The organism is Streptomyces sp. NPDC002476 (genome assembly GCF_042889785.1).
In the GTDB taxonomy this organism is placed as follows: Bacteria; Actinomycetota; Actinomycetes; order Streptomycetales; family Streptomycetaceae; genus Streptomyces.
This window is the reverse complement of sequence record NZ_JBIARH010000002.1, coordinates 417,668-438,272: the sequence shown is the minus strand read 5'-3', so window position 1 is coordinate 438,272 and position 20,605 is coordinate 417,668. Positions and strand designations below refer to the sequence as shown.

Here is a 20,605-nt window from a genome sequence, read left to right as displayed (position 1 = left end):
GGTTGTGTTGTCCGAGGGCGTGAGGGCGCGGTCAGTGGACCGGGTCGAGGAACGAGTCGAACGAGGCGGGGAGCCGTTTCCATGCCTCGGGCCCTTCCGCGTATTCGGCATCGGTGAGGAGGCAGGAGTCGAGGAGCCGGACCACCCCGTCGCGGTCCAGGGCCGGTGAGGTGAAGACCAGGTGCTGGCAGCGGTCGCCGTGCTCGGGGTGCCAGTCGAGCGCGGCCGCGGCTGCGGGCCGCCGCGCAGCACAGGTCCTCCAGCGCCCGGTACAGCCGTTCGGGGTGGAAGGGGCGGCTGCGGTGCCAGACGAGTGTGGTGACCCCGGCTTCGTCCGCCTCCTGCGGCAGCAGCGCACAGGCGGGGTGCTGGGCGGCGGCGGCCGACTCCACGTCGAAGCCGGCGAAGGCGAGGCGGGCCAGCTCCGGGGATCCGGCGGGAACATGACGGGCCGTCGGGTGGAGCTGGGTCAGGAGGGCGCGGTCCTCGTCGTCCGCCGCCTCGTTGTCCACGAGGGCGAGCACGGGCGCGTACTCCAGCTGACGCGCCCAGGTGTCGCCCACGGTCCGCCGGTCGTTCGCCGCCGCCGCGAGTCCCGCCTCGGCCAGGTCGTCGCCGTTCCCGAGGTACGGCAGCACGAGCGCGGGATCGACGGCGGTGATGACATTGGTGAGTTCGAGCACATCGCCGCCGTGCGCGACGACCACCTCGGCCATTGTCCGGGGTTCGACGGAGTCCCACAGCTCGACGATCGCCGGCCCGGCCGGACCGGCGTCGGCCAGCCGCCGCAGCTCGGGAACCAGGTCCTCGCGCAGCGCGCAGCAGGCGCAGCCGTCGACGAGCGGGGTGTCCGCGCCGGACAGTTCGCCCGAGGCGTCGCGCACGGTGCGTCGCACCGTCCCCTCGGCGGCGCCGGTCAGATCGTGGTGCAGGGCGACGCTGCCGGGGACGGTGCGCAGCAGCCGTTCCACGACCTCCCTGCGGGCGTCGGAGTGGAGACCACCGACGATCACGACGGGCAACCGCGTCGCGCTCCACATCAGTTCGCCCCGCGCGGGCCGTAGCGGCGTTCGAACCGCTCGACGCGTCCGGCGGTGTCCAGTACGCGTGCGGTGCCCGTGTAGAAGGGGTGGCTCGCGGAGGAGATCTCGACGTCCACGACGGGGTAGGTGTTGCCGTCCTCCCACACGATCGTCTTGTCGCCGGTCACGGTGGAGCGGGTGAGGAAGGCCGACCCGGCCGCCTTGTCACGGAAGACGACGGGGCCGTACGGCGGGTGGATTCCTGGCTTCATGGCGGGTCCTTCGGGGAGGGGAGCCCGGACGGGAGGTCCGGAGCGGTCGGTCAGCGTTCTTCGCGGAAGTCGACGTGCCTGCGGGCGACCGGGTCGTACTTGCGCAGGACCATGCGTTCGGGGTCGCTGCGACGGTTCTTGCGGGTGACGTACGTGTAGCCGGTCCCCGCGGTGGAGCGGAGCCTGACGACGGGGCGCAGTTCGGTGCGAGCCATGCCGCTACTATATGGCAATGATTTCCATTTCCAACACGCGCTCCGTCGCGGGAAACGAGTAGTCCCATGTCCGCCCACTGCCAACTGACCGGCGCCCGGCCGGGCTTCGGCAACCGCATCTCCCACTCGCACCGGCGCACCTCGCGTCGCTTCGACCCCAACATCCAGCGCAAGCGGTACTGGCTGCCGAGCGAGGGGCGCAGCGTCAGGCTGACGCTCAGCGCCAGGGCGATCAGGACTGTCGACGCCATCGGTGTCGAGGCGGCCGTCGCCCGCATCCGGGCCAGGGGGGAGAAGGTCTGATGGCGAAGAAGAGCAAGATCGCACGGAACGAGAGGCGCAAGGCGATCGTCGAGCGGTACGCCGCCCGCCGCGCCGAGTTGAAGGAGATCATCCGGCGGCCGTCCAGCACGGACGGCGAACGCCGTGCGGCGGCGGACGAGCTCCGGCGCCAGCCCCGCGACGCGAGCGCCACCCGGGTGCGCAGCCGCGACGTGGTGGACGGACGACCGCGCGGCCATCTGCGGAAGTTCGGGCTCTCCCGCGTGCGCGTGCGCGAACAGGCCCACGCCGGGCTGCTGCCGGGGGTAACCAAGTCCTCCTGGTGAGAGGGGCGTTCGGGGCGGCGGCGGGGGAGCGGTGCCCGCCGCCCCATCGACCGGTACGGATGATCAGGCCGTCGCCCGGCCGGCCCGTAACGGCCCGGCCGCCTGGTCCATCCGTACCGGCGCGGTGTGGGCCGACGGCGCGTACCGGTGCTGTGAGGGCGGGTGATGCGCACCGGTACGGCGCGGGCGGCCGGTCCGTACCAGTGTGGCCGGGGGCTGCCCGCGCGGACCCGGCTGGATTCGATGCCCCTGCCGCGTACCGGCCCTCCGCGGCTGACAGGATCTGCGGATGCTTCGGCGTCGGCATGCTCCTCACCTCCGCGCTGATCGCTCCCCGGATCCCCGTGGCGTGGCAGCCGCACGTCCTCGCGGGGGCCGGGGTCCTCATGGGGGCCGCGCTGGCCGCGAGCGCCGGGATCCCCGTGTTCGCCGTCGCCCTCGGCGCCTTCGTGCTCACCGGAGCCGCCAACTCCCTGCAGGCCCTGGCCATCCGCAACCTGATCCACGCCCGCGTCCCGGCCGACGTGCGCGGCCGGGCCTTCGCGTCCTCCGGCGCCGCGCTGAACGGCGCCAACCTGACCGGAACCGCGCTCGCCGGCCCGGTGGTGAGCCTGCTCGGCGGCGCCGGTGCGCTGGCGCTGGCCGGCATCGGCACCCTCGTCGTGAGCCTCGCCGGTGCCCCGGCGCTGTTGCGCGGGCGGCGCGGGACCGGCCGGACGTCCGCCACCGGCCCGGCCCGGCCCGTCGGACCGGCGCGGGACTGAGGGCTGTGCGGGACGGGGCGGAGGAGAGTACCTGGCAGTGCGAGGTCGATGTCGGATTCTCGCCAGCCCGAGAGCACCCGGTGGCCCATGCTGGAGACATGTACACGGACACCGAGCGCTGCGTACGGGCGGTCCAGTCGAAGGACGCCCGCTTCGACGGCTGGTTCTTCACGGCGGTTCTCACCACCCGGATCTACTGTCGTCCCAGCTGCCCCGTCGTGCCCCCCAAGGTCGAGAACATGACCTTCTACCCCAGCGCCGCCGCCTGCCAGCAGGCCGGATTCCGGGCCTGCAAGCGGTGCCGGCCCGACACCAGCCCGGGCTCCCCGGAATGGAACGCCCGCGCCGACTCCGTCGCCCGCGCCATGCGCCTCATCCGCGACGGTGTCGTCGACCGCGAGGGCGTCCCCGGGCTCGCCGTCAGACTCGGCTACTCCGCTCGCCAGATCGAGCGTCAACTCCTCGCCGAACTGGGTGCGGGCCCGCTCGCCCTGGCCCGCGCCCAACGGGCCCAGACCGCGCGCCTGCTCATCGAGACCACCTCGTTGCCCATGGCAGAGGTGGCGTTCGCCGCCGGGTTCGCCTCGATCCGCACCTTCAACGACACCGTGCGCGAGGTCTTCGCCCTCGCCCCGGGCGAGCTGCGCAGCCGCGCCGCCCGGTCCACGACACCGACACCCGCCCCGGGGGTGATCACGCTGCGGCTGCCGTACCGGGCACCGCTCAACCCCTCCAACCTCTTCGGACACCTCGCCGCCACCGCGGTCCCCGGTGTCGAGGAGTGGCGCGACGGTGCCTACCGCCGCACGCTCACCCTCCCGTACGGGCACGGCATCGTCTCCCTCACCCCGCGCCCCGGCCACATCGGCTGCCGGCTGTTTCTCACCGACCCCCGGGACCTCACCCGCGCCATCAGCCGCTGCCGCTGGCTGCTCGACCTGGACGCCGATCCGGTGGCCGTCGACGACCGGCTGCGCGCCGATCCACTGCTCGCGCCCCTGGTCGACACGGCCCCGGGGCGACGGGTGCCGCGTACCGTCGACGGCGCGGAGTTCGCCGTACGGGCGGTGCTCGGGCAGCAGGTGTCGACCGCCGCCGCACGCACCCACGCGGCGCGCCTCGTCGCCGCGCACGGCGTTCCCGTCGACGACCCGGAGGGCGGCGGCCTCACCCATCTGTTCCCGGCCCCGGACGCGCTCGCCGGACTCGACCCCGAACGGCTCGCCCTGCCCCGCACCCGCCGCACCACGCTCACCACGCTCGTCGGCGCGCTCACCGACGGAACGCTCCGGCTCGGCACCGACAGCGACTGGGAGCGGACACGGACCGAACTTGCCGTCCTTCCCGGCTTCGGCCCCTGGACCGTCGAGGTGATCGCGATGCGTGCCCTCGGCGACCCGGACGCCTTCCTCCCCACCGACCTCGGCATCCGCCGAGCCGCCGCGGAACTCGGCCTCCCGTCGACCCCCGCCGCGCTCACCGCCCGCGCGGCGGCCTGGCGGCCCTGGCGCGCGTACGCGGTCCAGTACCTCTGGACCGTCGACGACCACCCCATCAACCACCTGCCCGCATGACCCAGTTGGGACGATCCGCCATGACCACCACGCCCGCACCCACGACCTCCCGGCGGTCCGGGACGGCCGTCCACCGGCGGCACGCCGTCGTCGACAGCCCCTACGGCCCGCTGACACTCGTCGCCACCGACGGCGTGCTCTCGGGCCTCTACATGACCGAGCAGCGCCACCGCCCGCCCGAGGAGACCTTCGGCGAGCCCGACCCGCGCCCGTTCACGGAGGCGATCCGCCAGCTCGACGCCTACTTCGCCGGCGAGCTGCGCGAGTTCGACCTGCCGTTGTGCCTGGACGGCACCCCGTTCCAGCGCAGTGTCTGGGCGCAGCTCCAGCTGATCCCGTACGGCGAGACCCGCTCGTACGGTGAACTGGCCGAGACCCTCGGCAAGCCGGGCGCCTCCCGTGCGGTGGGTCTCGCCAACGGCAAGAACCCGGTGGGCATCATCGTCCCCTGCCACCGCGTGATCGGTGCCTCCGGCAGCCTCACCGGCTACGGCGGCGGGCTCGACCGCAAGCAACGGCTGCTGGCGTTCGAGAAGGGCGGACGCGACGACGGCCCGGACCTCTCCCTCTTCTGACGTCCCGGCTCCTGACGCCTCCCGGCTCCTGACGCCTCCCGGCTCCTGACGCCTCCCGGGGAGGGCGGACACGTGACGCCGCCCGGGCCGACGCGGCGGACGTGCGACGCCGGAAGCCCGGGCGGCGGGAGATCCGGGGGCCGGGCAGTGTCGGACCCGGGCCGGGGCGGCGGCGGAATCCCGGGCCCCGGATGGGTCCGGAGCCCGGTCGGGCCGTGTGTCCGCCCGGCCGGTCGGTGCCGGGAGCCCCGGGCGGTGTCAGCCGGTGAAGATCTCGACCACGGTCCAGATCGCCAGGCCCAGCATGCACAGCCCGCCGATCCGCTGAACCGTCTTGAGCGGCACCCGCTTCGCGATGAACTGCCCCGCGAGCAGCGCCAGCGCCGAGACCGACATCAGCGCGGCCGCGGACCCGATCGCCGTGGACCAGGTGCCGTTGCTCGCGGCCAGATTGGCCGTGGTGATCTGCGTCAGATCGCCCCACTCACTGATGAAGACCGCCATGAACGCGGTCGAGTAGACCGGCCAGAACCCGGTCACCGTCCTGGCGCCGTCCTCCTCCTCGTCATCGCCGCCACCGGCACGCAGCAGCATGAACGCGCCGAACGCGAACAGGGACGCCGAGACGACCTTGACGAGCCAGTCCGGCAGCAGCCCGATCAGGCTGCCCGCCCCGACGGCGATCGCGACGTGCACGATGAACGCGGACGACGTGCCGAACCAGACGTACAGCGGGCGCATGCGGGTGCCCATGGCGAGGGACGCGAACATCGTCTTGTCCGGCAGTTCGGCGAGGAAGATCAGCCCGAAGGCGGTGATGATCGCCAGGGGGTCGAGGTGCATTCCGGGTGGCTTTCTGTGAGAGCCGGGCCCCGGGCCTTCGCGAAGCGCCACTCGGGCTGTCCGGAGGACCACTCGGCCCGGCACGACATCGGCACCCGCGGGTCGCGGGCACGTCATACCTGACCGAAGGTCTCGCCCGCCCGTGGGACTCACGGGCCCGGCCACCGGGAACCCGAGGGCTCCAGTGTGTCGACGACCGGTTCGCGGGGCTACTCCCCTTCGCAGCCGCCCACTGTACCTCACCGACCACCGGAGCTGCGCAGGTGTTCGATCCGATGCGGGGTCGGTACAGTCCCCGAGTGATCGTCCGAGCCGTCTCCGGAGGCGTCCCCGCATGAGCCGCCGCCCGCGCAAGCCCGTCCCCGCACAGAGTGCCTCCCGGCCCACCGTCAGCGTCTGCCGTGGCTGCTGCTGCGGGACCCCGAAGATCCCGGGCGTGGACCACGCCGGTCAGCTCGCCGTGCTGCGCCGGACGCTCGCGGACGTGGCGACGGTCCGCGCGGTGGACTGCCTGGACGCCTGCGAACAGGCCAATGTCGTCGTCGTACAGCCCTCGGCTCAGGGGCGCGCGGCCGGTGGCCGGCCGGTCTGGCTCGGGCTCGTCAACGACCCGGACGCCGTGACGGACATCGCCGCCTGGGTCGAGACGGGCGGGCCGGGGCTGGTGGACCCGCCCGGGATCCTCGACCTCTACGCCTTCCGCCCCTCGCGCCGCGTCCAGCGGGAACTGCGAGAACCGGGGGACTGAGCGCCACCGTCGGATCGCGGGGCGAGTGCCCCTCAGGTTCCCCGCGGTCGCGCCGGTCGGCCCGGCCCCCTGGAACCTCAGCCCCGGGAGCCCGTGTCCCCGCGGCCGCCGTCCACAGCGGCATCGTTTCCGTCGCCCTCGTCTCCGTCTCCGACCCCGTCCGTGCCCGTGGCCGCCGTCAGCCGCCTCAGCAGTGCGGGAAGGGCCGTCCCGATCGGTTCACGAATGGTCTCGGCGGCCAGTTCGTCGTACGGCGTGGGCTCGGCGTTCACCACGATCAGGCGTGCCCCGTGCTCCGCCGCGATCCCCGCCAGCGAGGCGGCGGGCTGCACCTGGAGCGTCGTCCCGACCGCGATGAACACCTCGCACGCCGTGGCGATCGCCATCGCCTCGCCCAGAACCACCGGATCCAGCCGCTCACCGAACATGATCGTCGCCGACTTCAGGATGCCGCCGCAGACCGTGCACGGCGGATCGGCCTCGCCCGCCTCGACCCGGGCCAGGGCCTCGGCCATGGGGGAGCGGGCGTGGCAACGGGTGCAGACCACCTCGCGCGCCGTGCCGTGCAGTTCCAGGACCTTGCGGGCGGGGAGACCGGCCAGCTGGTGCAGACCGTCCACGTTCTGCGTGATCACCCGCACCGGCGTGCCGGACCGCTCCAGCTCGGCCACCGCGCGGTGGGCGGCGTTCGGCCGTGCGTTCCAGGTCGCGCTGGTGCGGCGCATCTGCCACGAACGCCTGCGGATGTCCGGATCGCTCATGTAGCAGCCGTATGTGACGAGCTTCTCGGCCTCCGGGTCCTTGCGCCAGAGCCCGTTCGGCCCGCGGTAGTCGGGAATGCCGGAATCCGTGGAGATACCGGCGCCGCTGAGGATCGCGACGAGAGTCATGACCACGAGCGTACGCAGCGCCGGACGCCACCCGCGAGGTCAATTCGCCCGCGACGCACGGGCCGGCGCCCGGGTCGGACACACGGGGCGAGGGGTGACACGAAGGCCGGGGACCGAGCCGGACGGACGTCGGGCCGCGGGGTCTGCGGGACTGAACGGTGACGGGGGCCGGCCCGTCCAGGTGTGCGGTTTGGCGCGGGCGGTCTGCCTGGGGACGCCACCGTCCTGGACGGTGCCGCTCCGGGCCATGTGGCAGCGTCCGTCGTCGAGCGAGACCAGCCCGTACTGCCCGTACTGGCCCGGCGCCGGCCATCCGTCCGTACCCGTCGCCGCGTCGTGCGCGCCCTCGCGCAGCAGGGGGAGCAGCAGGCCGCGCTCCGGCCGCCGCCCCGGCCGCGCACCCCGGTGGCCCGCGCACCAGCTCACCGGCTGACGGCCGGTCAGGGCAACGGGCCCCCGAGTCGGCCGGTCACCGGGCGACCGTCCTCCCGCTCCGCCGTGCCGCCGCCCGAGTCGAGCACGTCCAGCGCCGCCCTCAGGCGCAGGGCGAGACCGGCGGGCAGGCAACGGTCGAGCTCGTCGCGTGCGACGAGCTCCCAGGACAGCAGCTCCTCCTCCAGGAGCCGGATCTCCTTCAGCTACCGCTCCCCGAGCACGCCGCCGTCGTAGAGGTACGCGGCGATCGGCGGGCGCCCCGGGCCGCGCGCCCAGTCGACCGCGAGGAGCCGCCCGGGCGGCAGGTCGAAGCCGATCTCCTCGAACGTCTCGCGCCGTGCGGCCTGCCGGGGCTCTCGCCCTCGTCGGACTCGACGGTTCCGCCGGGCAGTGCCCAGCCCTCGCGGTAATTCGGTTCGACGAGCAGTACCCGGCCGCGGGAGTCCCGGAACACGGTGGCCGCGGCGGCCAGCACCCGGGGCAGCCCCGCGATGTAACGGCCTGGGGAGCGAGAGGGATCGGGCTCCCGACGCCCTGCGACTCCGCCTCCCGCGTCGTCATCGGTCACCGACGCTCCTTCCCCGAGCTCTCAGCTGCTTTCGAGCAGGGGAGGCCCCATCCGGCTCCCTCCTCCGCCCTGGATCCGAAGCCGCACGACGCCGCTCCCTGATCCACTTCCTCTTGTCCCCAGGTCGTAAGCGGCGTAGTCAGTGGTGGTCACGCGGGGCAGCATAGCCGCACGATAGGGCCCCGGGACGGCCCTGGGCAGCGGGTATGCGCCGCGGATCGGGTCGGGGCGGCGCGACTGCCTGTTCGAAGAGCAAGGGGTTCAAGGTGGTGGACGGAGCAGTGACGGAGACCGCGAGCGTCCTCGTCGCGGCGGACAAGTTCAAGGGCTCGCTCACGGCGGTGCAGGTCGCCGAGCGGGTGACGGCCGGGCTGCGGCGCGTCGTCCCCGGGGTGCGGGTCGAGACCCTGCCGGTGGCGGACGGCGGCGACGGCACGGTGGCGGCGGCGGTGGCCGCCGGGTTCGAGCGCCGTGAGAGGCGGGTGACCGGGCCGCTCGGGGAGCCGGTCACGGCGGCGTACGCGCTGCGCGGCACCACCGCGGTGGTGGAGATGGCCGAGGCGTCGGGCCTCCAGCGCCTTCCCGCGGGCGTGTTCGCCCCGCTGACGGCCACGACGTACGGTTCCGGCGAGCTGCTGGCCGCCGCGCTCGACGCGGGCGCCCGGAGAATCGTGTTCGGCGTGGGTGGCAGCGCGACGACGGACGGCGGCGCGGGAATGCTGGCCGCGCTCGGGGCCCGCTTCCTGGACGCGGACGGCGAGCCCGTCGGGCCCGGTGGCGGCGGCCTCGCCGACCTCGCCGAGGCGGACCTGTCCGGTCTCGACCCGCGCCTGGCCGATGTGGACCTGATCCTCGCCGGCGACGTGGACAACCCGCTGACCGGCCCCGAGGGCGCCCCCGAGGTATACGGGCGGCAGAAGGGCGCCACCGACGAGGACATCGCGGTCCTGGACGCCGCGCTCGCCCACTACGCGTCCGTCCTCGGTCCGGAGCACGCCGGGCTGCCCGGGGCGGGCGCGGCAGGCGGCATCGGTTACGGGGCGCTGGTCGCGCTCGGGGCCCGGTTCCGGCCCGGCATCGAGGTCATGCTCGACGTCCTCGGCTTCGCCCCTGCGCTGGCGCGGTCCACTCTGGTGATCACCGGTGAGGGGTCGCTCGACGAACAGACCCTGCACGGCAAGGCCCCGGCGGGCGTGGCCTCGGCTGCCCGCGCGGCGGGCGTCGAGGTCGTGGCGGTCTGCGGCCGGCTCGCGCTGACGCCCGAGGCGCTGAACGGCGCCGGCATCAGCCGCGCGTACGCGCTCGCGGACCTCGAACCGGACCCCGCCGTCTCCATGGCCCAGGCGGGACCGCTGCTGGAACGGGCGGCCGAGACGATCGCGCGCGACTTCCTGCGGTAGGCCGTGCCGCACCGGCCCGGGTCCCTCCTCGGACCACCGGCCTCCTCGGGTCAACCGGGGGCCGGTGCCGTGTCGTGGCCGTCCCCCGTCTCCGTGTCGATCCGTCCGGTGCGGGCGTTCACGTCGAACCATCCGGCGGCGGTGTGCCCGTCGAACCGTGCGGCGCCGTCCCGCTCGAACCGCGTGACGCCCGCAGCCGCGTCGGACGGCCCCGGCGCCGTGTCGGACGGTCCGACGGGCGCGTCGTACGGCTCGGTGTCCGCGTCGCTCCGCTCGCCGTCGCCGAGCAGGTCCGCCAGGAACCTCAGCTCCACCGGCAGGTCACGGCGCCACGCCATCGTCACGAACGGGGCGAGGATGATCATGCCGCCGTCCAGATGCGGCTTGACCGACAACTGGACCAGGGTTCCCCCTTCGCTCGGGCTCAGGTGGAACTCCAGTTCCGGCGAATGTCGGCCCAGCGGGGTCCACATCCGCGCGCCGCGGAAGGCCAGGTACTCGACGGGTGTACTCGCGGTGCAGGTGAGGCGGTGCGCCCGGCGCCTGCCGGGGAACTTGCAGAGGTATTGGTCGCCGAGGTCCGTGGCGACCGGGCCGTCGAGCACCTGGTCTATGCTCGACGACCACACGGCGAGGTTCCGTGGATCCCGGAGGAACGAGAAGATCTCCTCCGCGGGGCGGGACACATGGACATGCGCAGACACACGGGGCATGGCTCCACCTCTTACGGCGCCCGTCCGCCCGACCTTCGGCGTCCGGTAGCCCTCGTCGCGGTGCCGTCGCCCATCAGCCTGCTTCTCGTCGCGAGGACGCGCACGCCTCGCACGACCGATGGAGTGAATCCAGTGCCTCGACCCGCTCGCGGCCCGGTGCGCTTCCCGCGACGCGGCCCGGACATCTGGTAACGGCCTGGGGAGCAAGAGGGAGTGGATCGGCGAGCGGCGTCGTGCGGCTTCGGATCCAGGGCGGAGGAGGGAGGCGGATGGGGTCTCCCCTGCTCGAAAGCAGCTGAGAGCTCGGGGAAGGAGCTTCGGTGACCGACGACGACGCGGGAGGCGGAGTCGCAGGGCGTCGGGAGCCCGCTCCTTATTGCTCCCCAGGTCGTAAGGGCGGACGGCGGCGGGCCGCACACCCCGGGCCGGCCGACACGCAACCCGGGCCGGTTGCCGCTTCGCCCCGGTCGCCGCAGTCTGGACGTGTGGCTGTCCCCGGGCCCGCCGTGGCCGACCGGAGCGGCTGGGCCGTCCGGACACCCGGTCCGATCGGCACCGGCCCCCTGGCACGTGTGCGCCGCCCCGAGCCCGTCCCCGGCCCGGGGGAGCTGCTGCTGGACGTGGAGGCGTGCGGGGTCTGCCGTACGGATCTGCATCTGGCCGAGGGCGACCTCCCGCCGCGCCGGCCGGGCACCGTCCCCGGACACGAGATCGTCGGCCGGGTCGTGGCGGCCGGCGACGGGACCGGCCGGTTCCGTGTCGGCGACCGGGTGGGCGGGGCCTGGCTGCGCGGCACGTGCGGGAGCTGCCGGTACTGCCGGGCCGGGAGGGAGAACCTCTGTCCCCGCTCCGTCTACACCGGCTGGGACGCCGACGGCGGCTTCGCCGAGACCGCGGTGGTCCCGGAGGACTTCGCCTATGGGCTCCCCGACGACCAGGACGCCGCCCACCTCGCCCCGCTGCTCTGCGCGGGCATCATCGGATACCGCTCCCTGCGGCGCAGCGCGCTCCCCGAGGGCGGACGGCTGGGCATCTACGGCTTCGGCGCCTCGGCCCACCTGGCGGCCCAGGTGGCGCTCGCCGAGGGTGCCACCGTCCATGTGCTGACCCGCTCGGCGAGCGCCCGCGCGCTGGCGCTGGAGCTGGGCGCCGCCTCGGCGGGCGACGCGTACGACCGTCCTCCGGAACCGCTGGACTCGGCGATCCTGTTCGCACCCGTCGGCGACTTGGTGCCGGTGGCGCTGGAGGCCCTGGACAGGGCGGGAACGCTCGCGATCGCCGGGATCCACCTGTCGGACGTCCCCGTGCTGAACTATCAGCGCCATCTCTTCCAGGAGCGCGACCTGCGCAGCGTCACGTCCAACACGCGTGAGGACGGCAGGGAGTTCCTCGCCCTGGCACGGCGCATCGGCATCCGGGTCACGGTGAGTCCGTACCCGCTGAGCGAGGCCGACCGGGCCCTGGCCGACCTGGCCGCCGACCGGGTGCGCGGGGCTGCCGTGCTCGTGCCCGGCTGACCTCTCGTGCCCCGTCAGCCGTCGTCGCCCCCGACGCCGGTTCGGCTCGGGCACGGCCGCTCCGGCGTGCGCGTCGGCACCGACCCCCGCCGGTGCTCGGCATGGGCCCGGAACCCGCGCCGCACGGTCGGGACGAGGGCAGGGCGGTGAGCTCCGTGACGACCCGCATCAGGACGCGTCCGACGCGGGGGCGAGCCGGCCGCGGAGCCCATGCCCGGCCGGGAACGCGGCCGTACATGTGAGAGGGCCCCGGGTGCTTCCCAGCACCCGGGGCCCTCTCACATGCGCTTGTGCGGTTACGGCAGCTGGGCCGCCCGTGCCTCGCGCCGGTTGTCGCGGAAGGTGTTCACCCTCCGGGCCGTCGCGAAGAGCGGGATGACCGCGCCCAGGACCACCTGGAGCGCACAGCCGGTCTGCAGGAGCAGCTGCCCGCCGGGGGCGTCCAGCGCCCACGCGGCCAGGAGCCCCATCGCGGAGATGATCCAGCTGAGCATCGCCACCGCGAGGACGCCCCGCGGCTTCGGGTACTCGACCCGGCTGACCATCAGCCACGCCACCCCGACGATCGCGAGGAGCGTCGGGACGAAGGGCAGCTCCAGGAGCACGATCGAGACGACCGTGAGCGCTCCGAAGGGGCTCGGCATGCCCTGGAACATGCCGTCCTTCATGGTCACGCAGGAGAATCTGGCGAGTCTGAGCACCACCGCCAGCAGCACCACGATCGCCGCCAGCGCCGACACCCGCTGGTGCGCGTCGTCCGCGACCATGCCGTACACGAGGACGAAGTACGCCGGGGCGAGCCCGAAGCTGATCAGGTCCGAGAGGTTGTCCAGTTCGGCACCCATCGGCGAGGAACGCAGCTTGCGGGCCACGAGCCCGTCGAAGAGGTCGAACACCGCGGCCAGGAGCATCAGGATCACGGCGGTGGCCGCGGAGTGCCGCGCCATGCCGCTCTCGTCGCTGCCCGTGAGGTGCGGAATGAGGATTCCGGTGGTGGTGAAGTACACCGCCATGAAGCCGCACGTGGCGTTGCCCAGCGTGAGGGTGTCCGCTATCGACAGCCGCAGAGAGAGCGGCATGTCCTCGCCGGCGTCCTCCTCGGACTCCGACTCCGGCACCCAGCCGGTCCGGGTCTCAGGATCAATCACGGTCAATTCGAGTCACCCCCGCGGTAGTGGCCTGGCCGACCTCGACCGCGACCTCGACACCCTCCGGCAGGTAGAGGTCGACGCGGGAGCCGAAGCGGATCAGACCGATGCGCTCGCCCTGTTCCACCTTTGTACCCTGCGGGACGTAGGGGACGATACGACGTGCGACCGCGCCCGCGATCTGCACCATCTCGATGTCACCGAGTTCGGTGTCGAAGTGCCAGACCACGCGCTCGTTGTTCTCGCTCTCCTTGTTGAAAGCGGGAACGAAGCCGCCGGGGACGTGCTCGACGGAGGTCACGGTGCCGGCCAGGGGCGCGCGGTTCACATGGACGTTCAGCGGGCTCATGAAGATCGCGACGCGGGTACGTCCGTCCTTCCACGGCATGATGCTCTGCACCACGCCGTCGGCCGGGGAGATGACCCGGCCCCGCGTGATCTCGCGCTCGGGGTCCCGGAAGAACCACAGCATGCCCGCCGCGAGCGCGGTGGTGGGCACGGCCACCGCGGCCCAGCGCCCGGACCTGCGGGCCCGGGTGAGGCTGAGTGCCGCGGTGGCGACGGTCGGGAGGAGCCACGGCGAAGCTCCGCGTGCAAGGCGGACACCGCCGCGCGGTGCAGAGGTTTGGCTGTCGGGCATGGATGACCTTCGTAGCGGATGATGCCGCGCTGGCAACGGGGGACGGCGGCTTTTCCGGCGATGTTATCGGTTGCGAGCCGCAACTGGGCAAGCCAGCAGCCGAGTCGGACGGCGGGAAGGCACCGGCTGAGGATGACAGGGTGTGATCTTCTTCGCTTCCAAATCGGCTTGAAAGGGACAATCAACCCTGGAACCGGTACTCCTCAAGGAGTCGGCGCCCAATGATCATTTTCTGGATCTCGGCGGTACCTTCGCCGATCAGCAGCATCGGGGCCTCCCGGTAGAGGCGCTCGATCTCGTACTCCTTCGAGAAGCCGTAGCCGCCGTGGATACGGAAGGCGTCCTCGACGACTTCCTTGCAGTACTCGGAGGCGAGGTACTTCGCCATCCCTGCCTCCAGGTCGTTTCGCTCCCCGGAGTCCTTTTTGCGAGCCGCATTCACCATCATGGCATGGGCGGCCTCCACCTTGGTGGCCATTTCGGCCAGCTTGAACTGGATGGCCTGGTGCTGGGCGATCGGCTTCCCGAACGTCCGGCGCTGCTGGGCGTACGAAACACCCAGCTCGAACGCACGTTGTGCGACACCGCAGCCACGGGCGGCCACATTCACCCGGCCGACCTCGACGCCGTCCATCATTTGGTAAAAACCCCGGCCGGTGGTGCCACCCAGAACCCGGTTGGCCGGAATTCGCAGTCCGTCCATGATGAGCTCGGTGGTGTCGACGCCCTTGTAGCCCATTTTGTCGATTTTGCCGGGAATGGTGAGTCCCGGACGCACCTCGCCGAATCCGGGTTCCTTCTCGACCAGGAACGTTGTCATCGACTTGTGCGGGGCGGTGCCCTCGGGGTGGCCTTCGTCACTCCGGCAGAGGACGGCCACGAGCGTGGACGTACCGCCGTTCGTCAGCCACATCTTCTGGCCGTCGAGGACGTACTCCTCGCCGTCCCGGACGCCCTTGGAGGTGATCGCCGACACGTCCGAGCCCAGTCCCGGCTCGGACATCGAGAACGCGCCCCTGACCTCGCCCAGGGCCATGCGCGGGAGGAAGGTGTCCTTCTGTTCCTGGGTGCCGTGCTGCTTGAGCATGTACGCCACGATGAAATGTGTGTTGATGATGCCCGACACGCTCATCCAGCCGCGGGCGATCTCCTCCACGCACAGCGCGTACGTGAGCAGCGACTCGCCCAGCCCTCCGTACTCCTCGGGAATCATCAGCCCGAACAGACCGAGTTCCTTGAGTCCCTCGACGATCTCGGTCGGGTACTCGTCGCGGTGTTCCAGGCCGGTCGCGACCGGAATGATCTCCTTGTCGACGAAATCCCGGACCGTGGAGACGATCTCCTGCTGGACATCGGTGAGACCGGAGGTCTGGGCGAGTCGCGTCATGGCTACTTCTCCACGTTCTTCTGCGAGGGCTTCGGGGAGGACTTCTGCGGGGCCGGGAGCGGCTCGGGGCGGCCGGGCTGCTCGCCGCCGCGCTCCTTGATGTACGTCTCCGTGGGGACCATCACCTTGCGGCGGAAAACGCAGACCAGCGTTCCGTCCTGCTTGTATCCCCGGGTCTCCACGTACACGATTCCGCGGTCGCTCCGGGACTTCGACGGGGTCTTGTCCAGAACGGTCGTCTCGCCGTAGATCGTGTCGCCGTGGAAGGTCGGCGCGACGTGCTTCAGCGACTCGATCTCCAGATTGGCGATCGCCTTTCCGGAGACGTCCGGGACCGACATACCGAGCAGCAGCGAGTAGACGTAATTGCCGACGACGACGTTCTTCCCGAAATCCGTCGTCCGCTCCGCGTAATTGCTGTCCATGTGCAGCGGATGGTGATTCATGGTCAGCAGACAGAAGAGGTGGTCGTCGTACTCGGTGACCGTCTTCCCGGGCCAGTGCTTGTAGACCGCGCCGACCTCGAACTCCTCGAAGGTGCGTCCGAACTGCATCTCAGACCTCCGGAGCCTCGAACTTGGAAGTGCGGCGCAGACCGGCCGCGCGCCCCTTGCCGGCGACGACCAGGGCCATCTTGCGGCTCGCCTCGTCGATCATCTCGTCGCCGAGCATCGCAGAGCCCTTCTTGCCGCCCTCCTCGGAGGTGCACCACTCGTACGCGTCGAGGATCAGCTCCGCGTGGTCGTAGTCCTCCTGCGACGGCGAGAACACCTCGTTGGCCGCATCGACCTGACCCGGGTGCAGCACCCACTTGCCGTCGAAGCCCAACGCCGCGGCACGGCCGGCGACCTCGCGGTACGCGTCCACGTCACGGATCTGGAGGAAGGGGCCGTCGATCGCCTGGAGGTCGTGCGCGCGGGCCGCCATCAGGATGCGCATCAGGATGTAGTGGTACGCGTCCGCGTCGTACCCGGGCGGCTGCCGGCCGACGACCAGGGTCTTCATGTTGATCGACGCCATGAAGTCGGCCGGGCCGAAGATCAGCGTCTCCAGCCGCGGCGAGGCGGCGGCGATCTCGTCGATGTTCACCAGGCCCCTGGCGTTCTCGATCTGCGCCTCGATGCCGATCCGCCCGACCTCGAAGCCCATCGTCTTCTCGATCTGGGTCAGCAGCAGGTCGAGGGCGACGATCTGCTGGGCGTCCTGGACCTTCGGCAGCATGAGGCAGTCGAGATTCTGGCCGGCGCCCTCGACGACCGTGACGACGTCGCGGTACGTCCATTGCGTGGTCCAGTCGTTGACCCGCACGACCCGGGTCTTGCCCGTCCAGTCGCCCTTGTTCAGCGCGTCGACGATGGTGTGCCGGGCGCCCTCCTTGGCGAGCGGCGCGCACGCGTCCTCCAGGTCCAGGAAGACCTGGTCGGCCGGGAGGCCCTGGGCCTTCTCCAGGAACCGGGGGTTCGAGCCGGGCACGGCCAGGCACGAGCGGCGCGGACGCAGACGGGAGGTGCCGTCCCGCAGGGACGTCGCCTGAGGGTGGTGGTGGGAGACGGGCGGGCGGTTGACGGCAGTCATACGGGGACCTCCAGAGGGTCGAGCTTGTTCGCTTTCCGGATCTCGTCGACGATACGGCCGATGATCTCCGTGATACCGAAGTCCTTCGGGGTGAAGACGGCGGCGACACCGGCCGCCATGAGGGCCGCGGCGTCGGCGGGCGGAATGATCCCGCCCGCGATGACCGGGATGTCCGAGGCGCCGGCCTCGCGCAGCCGGGCCAGCACGTCCGGTACGAGCTCCGCGTGCGAACCGGACAGGATCGACAGGCCGACGCAGTGCACGTCCTCGGCGAGGGCGGCCGACACGATCTGCTCGGGCGTCAGTCTGATCCCCTGGTAGACCACCTCGAACCCGGCGTCACGGGCCCGCACGGCGATCTGCTCGGCTCCGTTGGAGTGCCCGTCCAGACCCGGCTTGCCGACCAGCAGCCGCAGTCGCCCGGCGCCCAGATCGGTCGCCGTCCGGGCGGCCTTCTCCCGGACCAGGGCGAGCGGAGTGCCGGGCTCCGCGGTCACCGCCACGGGGGCCGACGAGACGCCCGTCGGGGCCCGGAACTCGCCGAAGACGTCACGCAGCGCCCAGGCCCATTCCCCCGTGGTGACGCCCGCGCGGGCGCACTCCACGGTCGCCGTCATCAGGTTCTCGCGGCCGGCGGCGGCCTTCTTCAGCGCGGCCAGCGCGTCGGTGGCGCGCGCCTCGTCCCGGTTGTCGCGCCAGGCGTGCAGGGCGGCGACGACCTTGGCCTCGTTGGCCGGGTCGACCGTCATGATCGCGCCGTCGAGGTCCGCGGTGAGCGGGTTGGGCTCCGTGGTCTCGTGGATGTTGACGCCGACGATCTTCTCCTCGCCGTTCTCGATCCGGGCCCTGCGGGCGGCGTGCGAGGCGACCAGCTCGGACTTCAGATAGCCGGACTCGACGGCCGCCATGGCGCCGCCCATCTCCTGGATCCGGTCCATCTCGGCCAGCGACGCGGTGACCAGCTCGTCCACCTTGGCCTCGACGACGTGCGACCCGGCGAAGATGTCCTCGTACTCCAGCAGGTCGCTCTCGTGGGCCAGCACCTGCTGGATGCGCAGCGACCACTGCTGGTCCCAGGGCCGGGGGAGACCCAACGCCTCGTTCCACGCGGGCAGTTGCACGGCCCGGGCGCGGGCGTCCTTGGACAGGGTGACGGCCAGCATCTCCAGAACGATCCGCTGGACGTTGTTCTCCGGCTGCGCCTCGGTCAGCCCGAGCGAGTTGACCTGGACGCCGTAGCGGAACCGGCGCTGCCTGGGGTTCTCCACGCCGTACCGCTCGCGGGTGACGCGGTCCCAGATGCGGCCGAAGGCGCGCATCTTGCACATCTCCTCGATGAAGCGGACGCCCGCGTTCACGAAGAACGAGATCCGCGCCACCACGTCGCCGAACTTCTCCTCCGGCACCTGCCCGGAGTTCCGCACGGCGTCCAGCACCGCGATCGCCGTCGACATGGCGTACGCGATCTCCTGGACCGGGGTGGCCCCGGCCTCCTGGAGGTGGTAGCTGCAGATGTTGATCGGGTTCCACTTCGGGATGTGGTTGACCGTGTACGCGATCATGTCGGTGGTCAGCCGCAGCGAGGGACCGGGCGGGAAGACGTGCGTCCCGCGCGAGAGGTACTCCTTCACGATGTCGTTCTGCGTGGTGCCCTGGAGCCCGGTGACGTCGGCGCCCTGTTCCTCCGCGACCACCTGGTAGAGCGCCAGCAGCCACATCGCGGTGGCGTTGATCGTCATCGAGGTGTTCATCCGCTCCAGGGGGATGTCCTGGAACAGCCGTCGCATGTCACCGAGGTGCGACACGGGCACGCCGACCCGGCCGACCTCGCCGCGGGCGAGGACGTGATCGGGGTCGTAGCCGGTCTGGGTCGGCAGGTCGAAGGCGACGGACAGGCCGGTCTGGCCCTTGGCGAGATTGCGCCGGTAGAGCTCGTTGGACGCCTCGGCGGTGGAGTGGCCGGCGTACGTCCGCATGAGCCACGGGCGGTCCTTCTGACGTTCGCTCATCGGGGGCCTCAGACGTTCTGGGCGGCTCGGGCGGTCCGCTCCGCCGAAGCGTCACGGCTGTGCTTGTCGGTCCGCTCCGCCGACGCGTCACGGCTGTGCTTGTCGGCCCGCTCCGCCGACGCGTCACGGAACAGGTTGATGGCGTCGAGGTGCTTCTCGCGCAGCTCGTGGTCGCTCACGCCCAGGCCCTCGCGGGGGGCGAGCGCCAGCACGCCGACCTTGCCCTGGTGGAGGTTGCGGTGCACGTCGTACGCGGCCTGGCCGGTCTGCTCCAGCGGGTAGACCTTCGACAGCGTCGGGTGGATCTTCCCCTTGGCGACCAGGCGGTTGGCCTCCCACGCCTCGCGGTAGTTGGCGAAGTGCGAGCCCACGATCCGCTTCAGCGACATCCACAGGTAGCGGTTGTCGTACTCGTGGGTGTAGCCGGAGGTCGAGGCACAGGTGACGATCGTGCCGCCCTTGCGGGTCACGTACACGCTCGCGCCGAAGGTCTCGCGGCCCGGGTGCTCGAAGACGATGTCGACGTCCTCGCCGCCGGTGAGTTCGCGGATGCGCTTGCCGAACCGCTTCCACTCGCGCGGGTCCTGCTCGTGCTCGTCCTTCCAGAACCGGTAGCCCTCGGCGCTGCGGTCGATGATCGCCTCGGCGCCCATCCGCCGGCAGATGTCCGCCTTCTGCTCGCTGGAGACGACGCAGATCGGGTTGGCGCCGCCCGCCAGGGCGAACTGTGTGGCGTACGAGCCGAGTCCGCCACTGGCGCCCCAGATCAGCACGTTGTCGCCCTGCTTCATGCCCGCGCCGTTGCGCGAGACCAGCTGCCGGTACGCGGTGGAGTTCACCAGTCCCGGCGCGGCGGCCTCCTCCCAGCTGAGGTGGCGGGGCTTCGGCATCAGCTGGTTGGACTTGACGAGCGCGAGCTCGGCCAGACCGCCGAAGTTGGTCTCGAAGCCCCAGATGCGCTGCTCGGGGTCGAGCATGGTGTCGTTGTGGCCGTCCGAGGACTCCAGTTCGACGGAGAGGCAGTGCGCGACGACCTCGTCGCCCGGCTGCCAGGCGTTGACGCCGGGCCCGGTGCGCAGGACGACACCGGCGAGGTCCGAGCCGATGATGTGGTACGGCAGGTCGTGACGCCGGGTGAGCTCGCTGAGCCGTCCGTAGCGCTCCAGGAAGCCGAACGTGGGCAGCGGTTCGAAGATCGAGGTCCAGACCGAGTTGTAGTTCACCGAGCTGGCCATGACGGCGACCAGGGCCTCGCCGGGCCCCAGTTCGGGCACCGGCACCTCGTCCAGGTGCAGCGACGCGCGGGGGTCCTTGTCGCGGGTGGCGAGCCCGGCGAACATCTCCGTCTCGTCCCTGTGCACGGTCACCGCGCGGTACGACTCGGGGATGCGCAGGGCCGCGAACTCGGCGGCCCGGTCCGCGGCGGAACCGCCTGACGATTCCGTCCGCGCTTGGATCGCGTCCAGGATTTCCTTCACGGTGTGCCTCCGGCGGATGGGTCGCTCGGGGGACGCCGGGGCGTCCCCCGAGCTGAGGGGGAACTGAGGTGTGGAGGTGGTGCCGTCGGTTCGGCCGGTGGTGCTGGGGCCTGCTCTGTGGAGCAGAAGGCTGTGCCTGTGACGCAGGCGTCCGGGCGCGCGGACACGGGGCCCGCTGGGACAGCCGGCGTACACGAGGTCCCGGTACGCCGACCACCCGGACA

At 71.8% G+C, this 20,605-nt stretch carries 20 protein-coding genes and 2 pseudogenes; 8 read left to right on the top strand and 14 right to left on the bottom strand.

Annotation, left to right across the window (positions count from 1 at the left end):
- Window positions 1–31 precede the first annotated feature (31 nt).
- From ACFYXM_RS03815 to rpmG, 3 genes and pseudogenes are all read right to left on the bottom strand, one after another.
- A pseudogene (locus ACFYXM_RS03815) lies at window positions 32–1,040 on the bottom strand (GTP-binding protein).
- On the bottom strand, window positions 1,040–1,294 hold the full coding sequence (locus ACFYXM_RS03810; protein ID WP_389286518.1) for a type B 50S ribosomal protein L31: 255 nt from the start codon (window positions 1,292–1,294) through the stop codon (window positions 1,040–1,042). Before ACFYXM_RS03810 ends, ACFYXM_RS03815 begins: the two are co-directional and overlap by 1 nt.
- A 50-nt stretch (window positions 1,295–1,344) precedes the next feature.
- Window positions 1,345–1,509 carry a 50S ribosomal protein L33 gene (rpmG, locus tag ACFYXM_RS03805; protein ID WP_073791973.1) on the bottom strand — a complete coding sequence of 55 codons (165 nt, stop codon included), beginning with the start codon at window positions 1,507–1,509 and terminating at the stop codon, window positions 1,345–1,347.
- Between the two features lie 66 nt (window positions 1,510–1,575).
- Between rpmG and rpmB the strand changes: the two genes are divergently transcribed.
- The 5 genes from rpmB to ACFYXM_RS03780 all read left to right on the top strand — a co-directional run bounded on the left by rpmB (window position 1,576) and on the right by ACFYXM_RS03780 (window position 5,030).
- Complete coding sequence (rpmB, locus tag ACFYXM_RS03800) at window positions 1,576–1,812, top strand: 50S ribosomal protein L28 (RefSeq protein WP_073791974.1); 237 nt, start codon at window positions 1,576–1,578, stop codon at window positions 1,810–1,812.
- Window positions 1,812–2,117 (top strand): 30S ribosomal protein S14, encoded by a 306-nt coding sequence (gene rpsN / locus ACFYXM_RS03795; RefSeq protein ID WP_389286515.1) that lies wholly within the window; start codon window positions 1,812–1,814, stop codon window positions 2,115–2,117. Before rpmB ends, rpsN begins: the two co-directional genes overlap by 1 nt.
- 305 nt (window positions 2,118–2,422) lie before the next feature.
- Window positions 2,423–2,881, top strand: coding sequence for a hypothetical protein (locus tag ACFYXM_RS03790; protein WP_389286512.1), 459 nt, complete (start codon window positions 2,423–2,425; stop codon window positions 2,879–2,881).
- 98 nt (window positions 2,882–2,979) lie between these two features.
- The gene (locus ACFYXM_RS03785) at window positions 2,980–4,455 is read left to right on the top strand and encodes an AlkA N-terminal domain-containing protein (RefSeq protein WP_389286510.1); all 1,476 of its coding nucleotides are present in this window, start codon (window positions 2,980–2,982) and stop codon (window positions 4,453–4,455) included.
- A 20-nt stretch (window positions 4,456–4,475) separates the two neighbouring features.
- On the top strand, window positions 4,476–5,030 hold the full coding sequence (locus tag ACFYXM_RS03780) for a methylated-DNA--[protein]-cysteine S-methyltransferase (protein WP_389286508.1): 555 nt from the start codon (window positions 4,476–4,478) through the stop codon (window positions 5,028–5,030).
- A 258-nt stretch (window positions 5,031–5,288) separates the two neighbouring features.
- Here ACFYXM_RS03780 and ACFYXM_RS03775 read toward each other — a convergent pair whose 3' ends face one another.
- Window positions 5,289–5,873, bottom strand: a complete 585-nt coding sequence (locus tag ACFYXM_RS03775) for a TMEM165/GDT1 family protein (protein WP_389286506.1) — start codon at window positions 5,871–5,873, stop codon at window positions 5,289–5,291.
- Between the two features lie 334 nt (window positions 5,874–6,207).
- On the opposite strand from ACFYXM_RS03775, the gene ACFYXM_RS03770 reads away from it, so the two are divergent.
- On the top strand, window positions 6,208–6,621 hold the full coding sequence (locus ACFYXM_RS03770; RefSeq protein WP_389286504.1) for a (2Fe-2S) ferredoxin domain-containing protein: 414 nt from the start codon (window positions 6,208–6,210) through the stop codon (window positions 6,619–6,621).
- Between the two features lie 77 nt (window positions 6,622–6,698).
- On the opposite strand, the gene ACFYXM_RS03765 is transcribed toward ACFYXM_RS03770, so the two are convergent.
- Both ACFYXM_RS03765 and ACFYXM_RS03760 read right to left on the bottom strand, forming a co-directional pair.
- The gene (locus ACFYXM_RS03765) at window positions 6,699–7,511 is read right to left on the bottom strand and encodes an NAD-dependent deacetylase (protein WP_389286502.1); all 813 of its coding nucleotides are present in this window, start codon (window positions 7,509–7,511) and stop codon (window positions 6,699–6,701) included.
- A 440-nt stretch (window positions 7,512–7,951) separates the two neighbouring features.
- Window positions 7,952–8,430, bottom strand: a pseudogene (locus ACFYXM_RS03760) (NUDIX domain-containing protein).
- Between the two features lie 350 nt (window positions 8,431–8,780).
- Between ACFYXM_RS03760 and ACFYXM_RS03755 the strand changes: the two are divergent.
- The gene (locus ACFYXM_RS03755) at window positions 8,781–9,914 is read left to right on the top strand and encodes a glycerate kinase (RefSeq protein ID WP_389286500.1); all 1,134 of its coding nucleotides are present in this window, start codon (window positions 8,781–8,783) and stop codon (window positions 9,912–9,914) included.
- 50 nt (window positions 9,915–9,964) lie between these two features.
- Here ACFYXM_RS03755 and ACFYXM_RS03750 read toward each other — a convergent pair whose 3' ends face one another.
- Window positions 9,965–10,627: an SRPBCC family protein gene (locus ACFYXM_RS03750; protein ID WP_389286498.1), complete on the bottom strand. Its 663-nt coding sequence runs from the start codon at window positions 10,625–10,627 to the stop codon at window positions 9,965–9,967.
- A gap of 485 nt (window positions 10,628–11,112) precedes the next feature.
- On the opposite strand from ACFYXM_RS03750, the gene ACFYXM_RS03745 reads away from it, so the two are divergent.
- Entirely contained in the window at window positions 11,113–12,144 is a 1,032-nt protein-coding gene (locus ACFYXM_RS03745) for a zinc-binding alcohol dehydrogenase family protein (RefSeq protein WP_389286496.1), read from the top strand.
- Between the two features lie 296 nt (window positions 12,145–12,440).
- Here ACFYXM_RS03745 and pssA read toward each other — a convergent pair whose 3' ends face one another.
- From pssA to ccrA, 7 genes are all read right to left on the bottom strand, one after another.
- A complete protein-coding gene (gene pssA / locus ACFYXM_RS03740; protein ID WP_386609748.1) occupies window positions 12,441–13,298 on the bottom strand; it encodes a CDP-diacylglycerol--serine O-phosphatidyltransferase in 858 nt (285 codons plus the stop codon).
- Entirely contained in the window at window positions 13,285–13,932 is a 648-nt protein-coding gene (locus tag ACFYXM_RS03735) for a phosphatidylserine decarboxylase (RefSeq protein WP_389286493.1), read from the bottom strand. Before ACFYXM_RS03735 ends, pssA begins: the two co-directional genes overlap by 14 nt.
- A 181-nt stretch (window positions 13,933–14,113) precedes the next feature.
- Window positions 14,114–15,319: an acyl-CoA dehydrogenase family protein gene (locus ACFYXM_RS03730; protein WP_389286491.1), complete on the bottom strand. Its 1,206-nt coding sequence runs from the start codon at window positions 15,317–15,319 to the stop codon at window positions 14,114–14,116.
- Between the two features lie 2 nt (window positions 15,320–15,321).
- Window positions 15,322–15,873: a MaoC family dehydratase gene (locus ACFYXM_RS03725; RefSeq protein ID WP_362025663.1), complete on the bottom strand. Its 552-nt coding sequence runs from the start codon at window positions 15,871–15,873 to the stop codon at window positions 15,322–15,324.
- A gap of 1 nt (window position 15,874) precedes the next feature.
- The gene (locus ACFYXM_RS03720; protein WP_389286488.1) at window positions 15,875–16,894 is read right to left on the bottom strand and encodes an HpcH/HpaI aldolase/citrate lyase family protein; all 1,020 of its coding nucleotides are present in this window, start codon (window positions 16,892–16,894) and stop codon (window positions 15,875–15,877) included.
- On the bottom strand, window positions 16,891–18,903 hold the full coding sequence (locus ACFYXM_RS03715) for a protein meaA (protein ID WP_389286487.1): 2,013 nt from the start codon (window positions 18,901–18,903) through the stop codon (window positions 16,891–16,893). Before ACFYXM_RS03715 ends, ACFYXM_RS03720 begins: the two co-directional genes overlap by 4 nt.
- Before the next feature lie 8 nt (window positions 18,904–18,911).
- Window positions 18,912–20,381, bottom strand: coding sequence for a crotonyl-CoA carboxylase/reductase (ccrA, locus tag ACFYXM_RS03710; RefSeq protein WP_389286485.1), 1,470 nt, complete (start codon window positions 20,379–20,381; stop codon window positions 18,912–18,914).
- Between the last annotated feature and the right edge of the window lie 224 nt (window positions 20,382–20,605).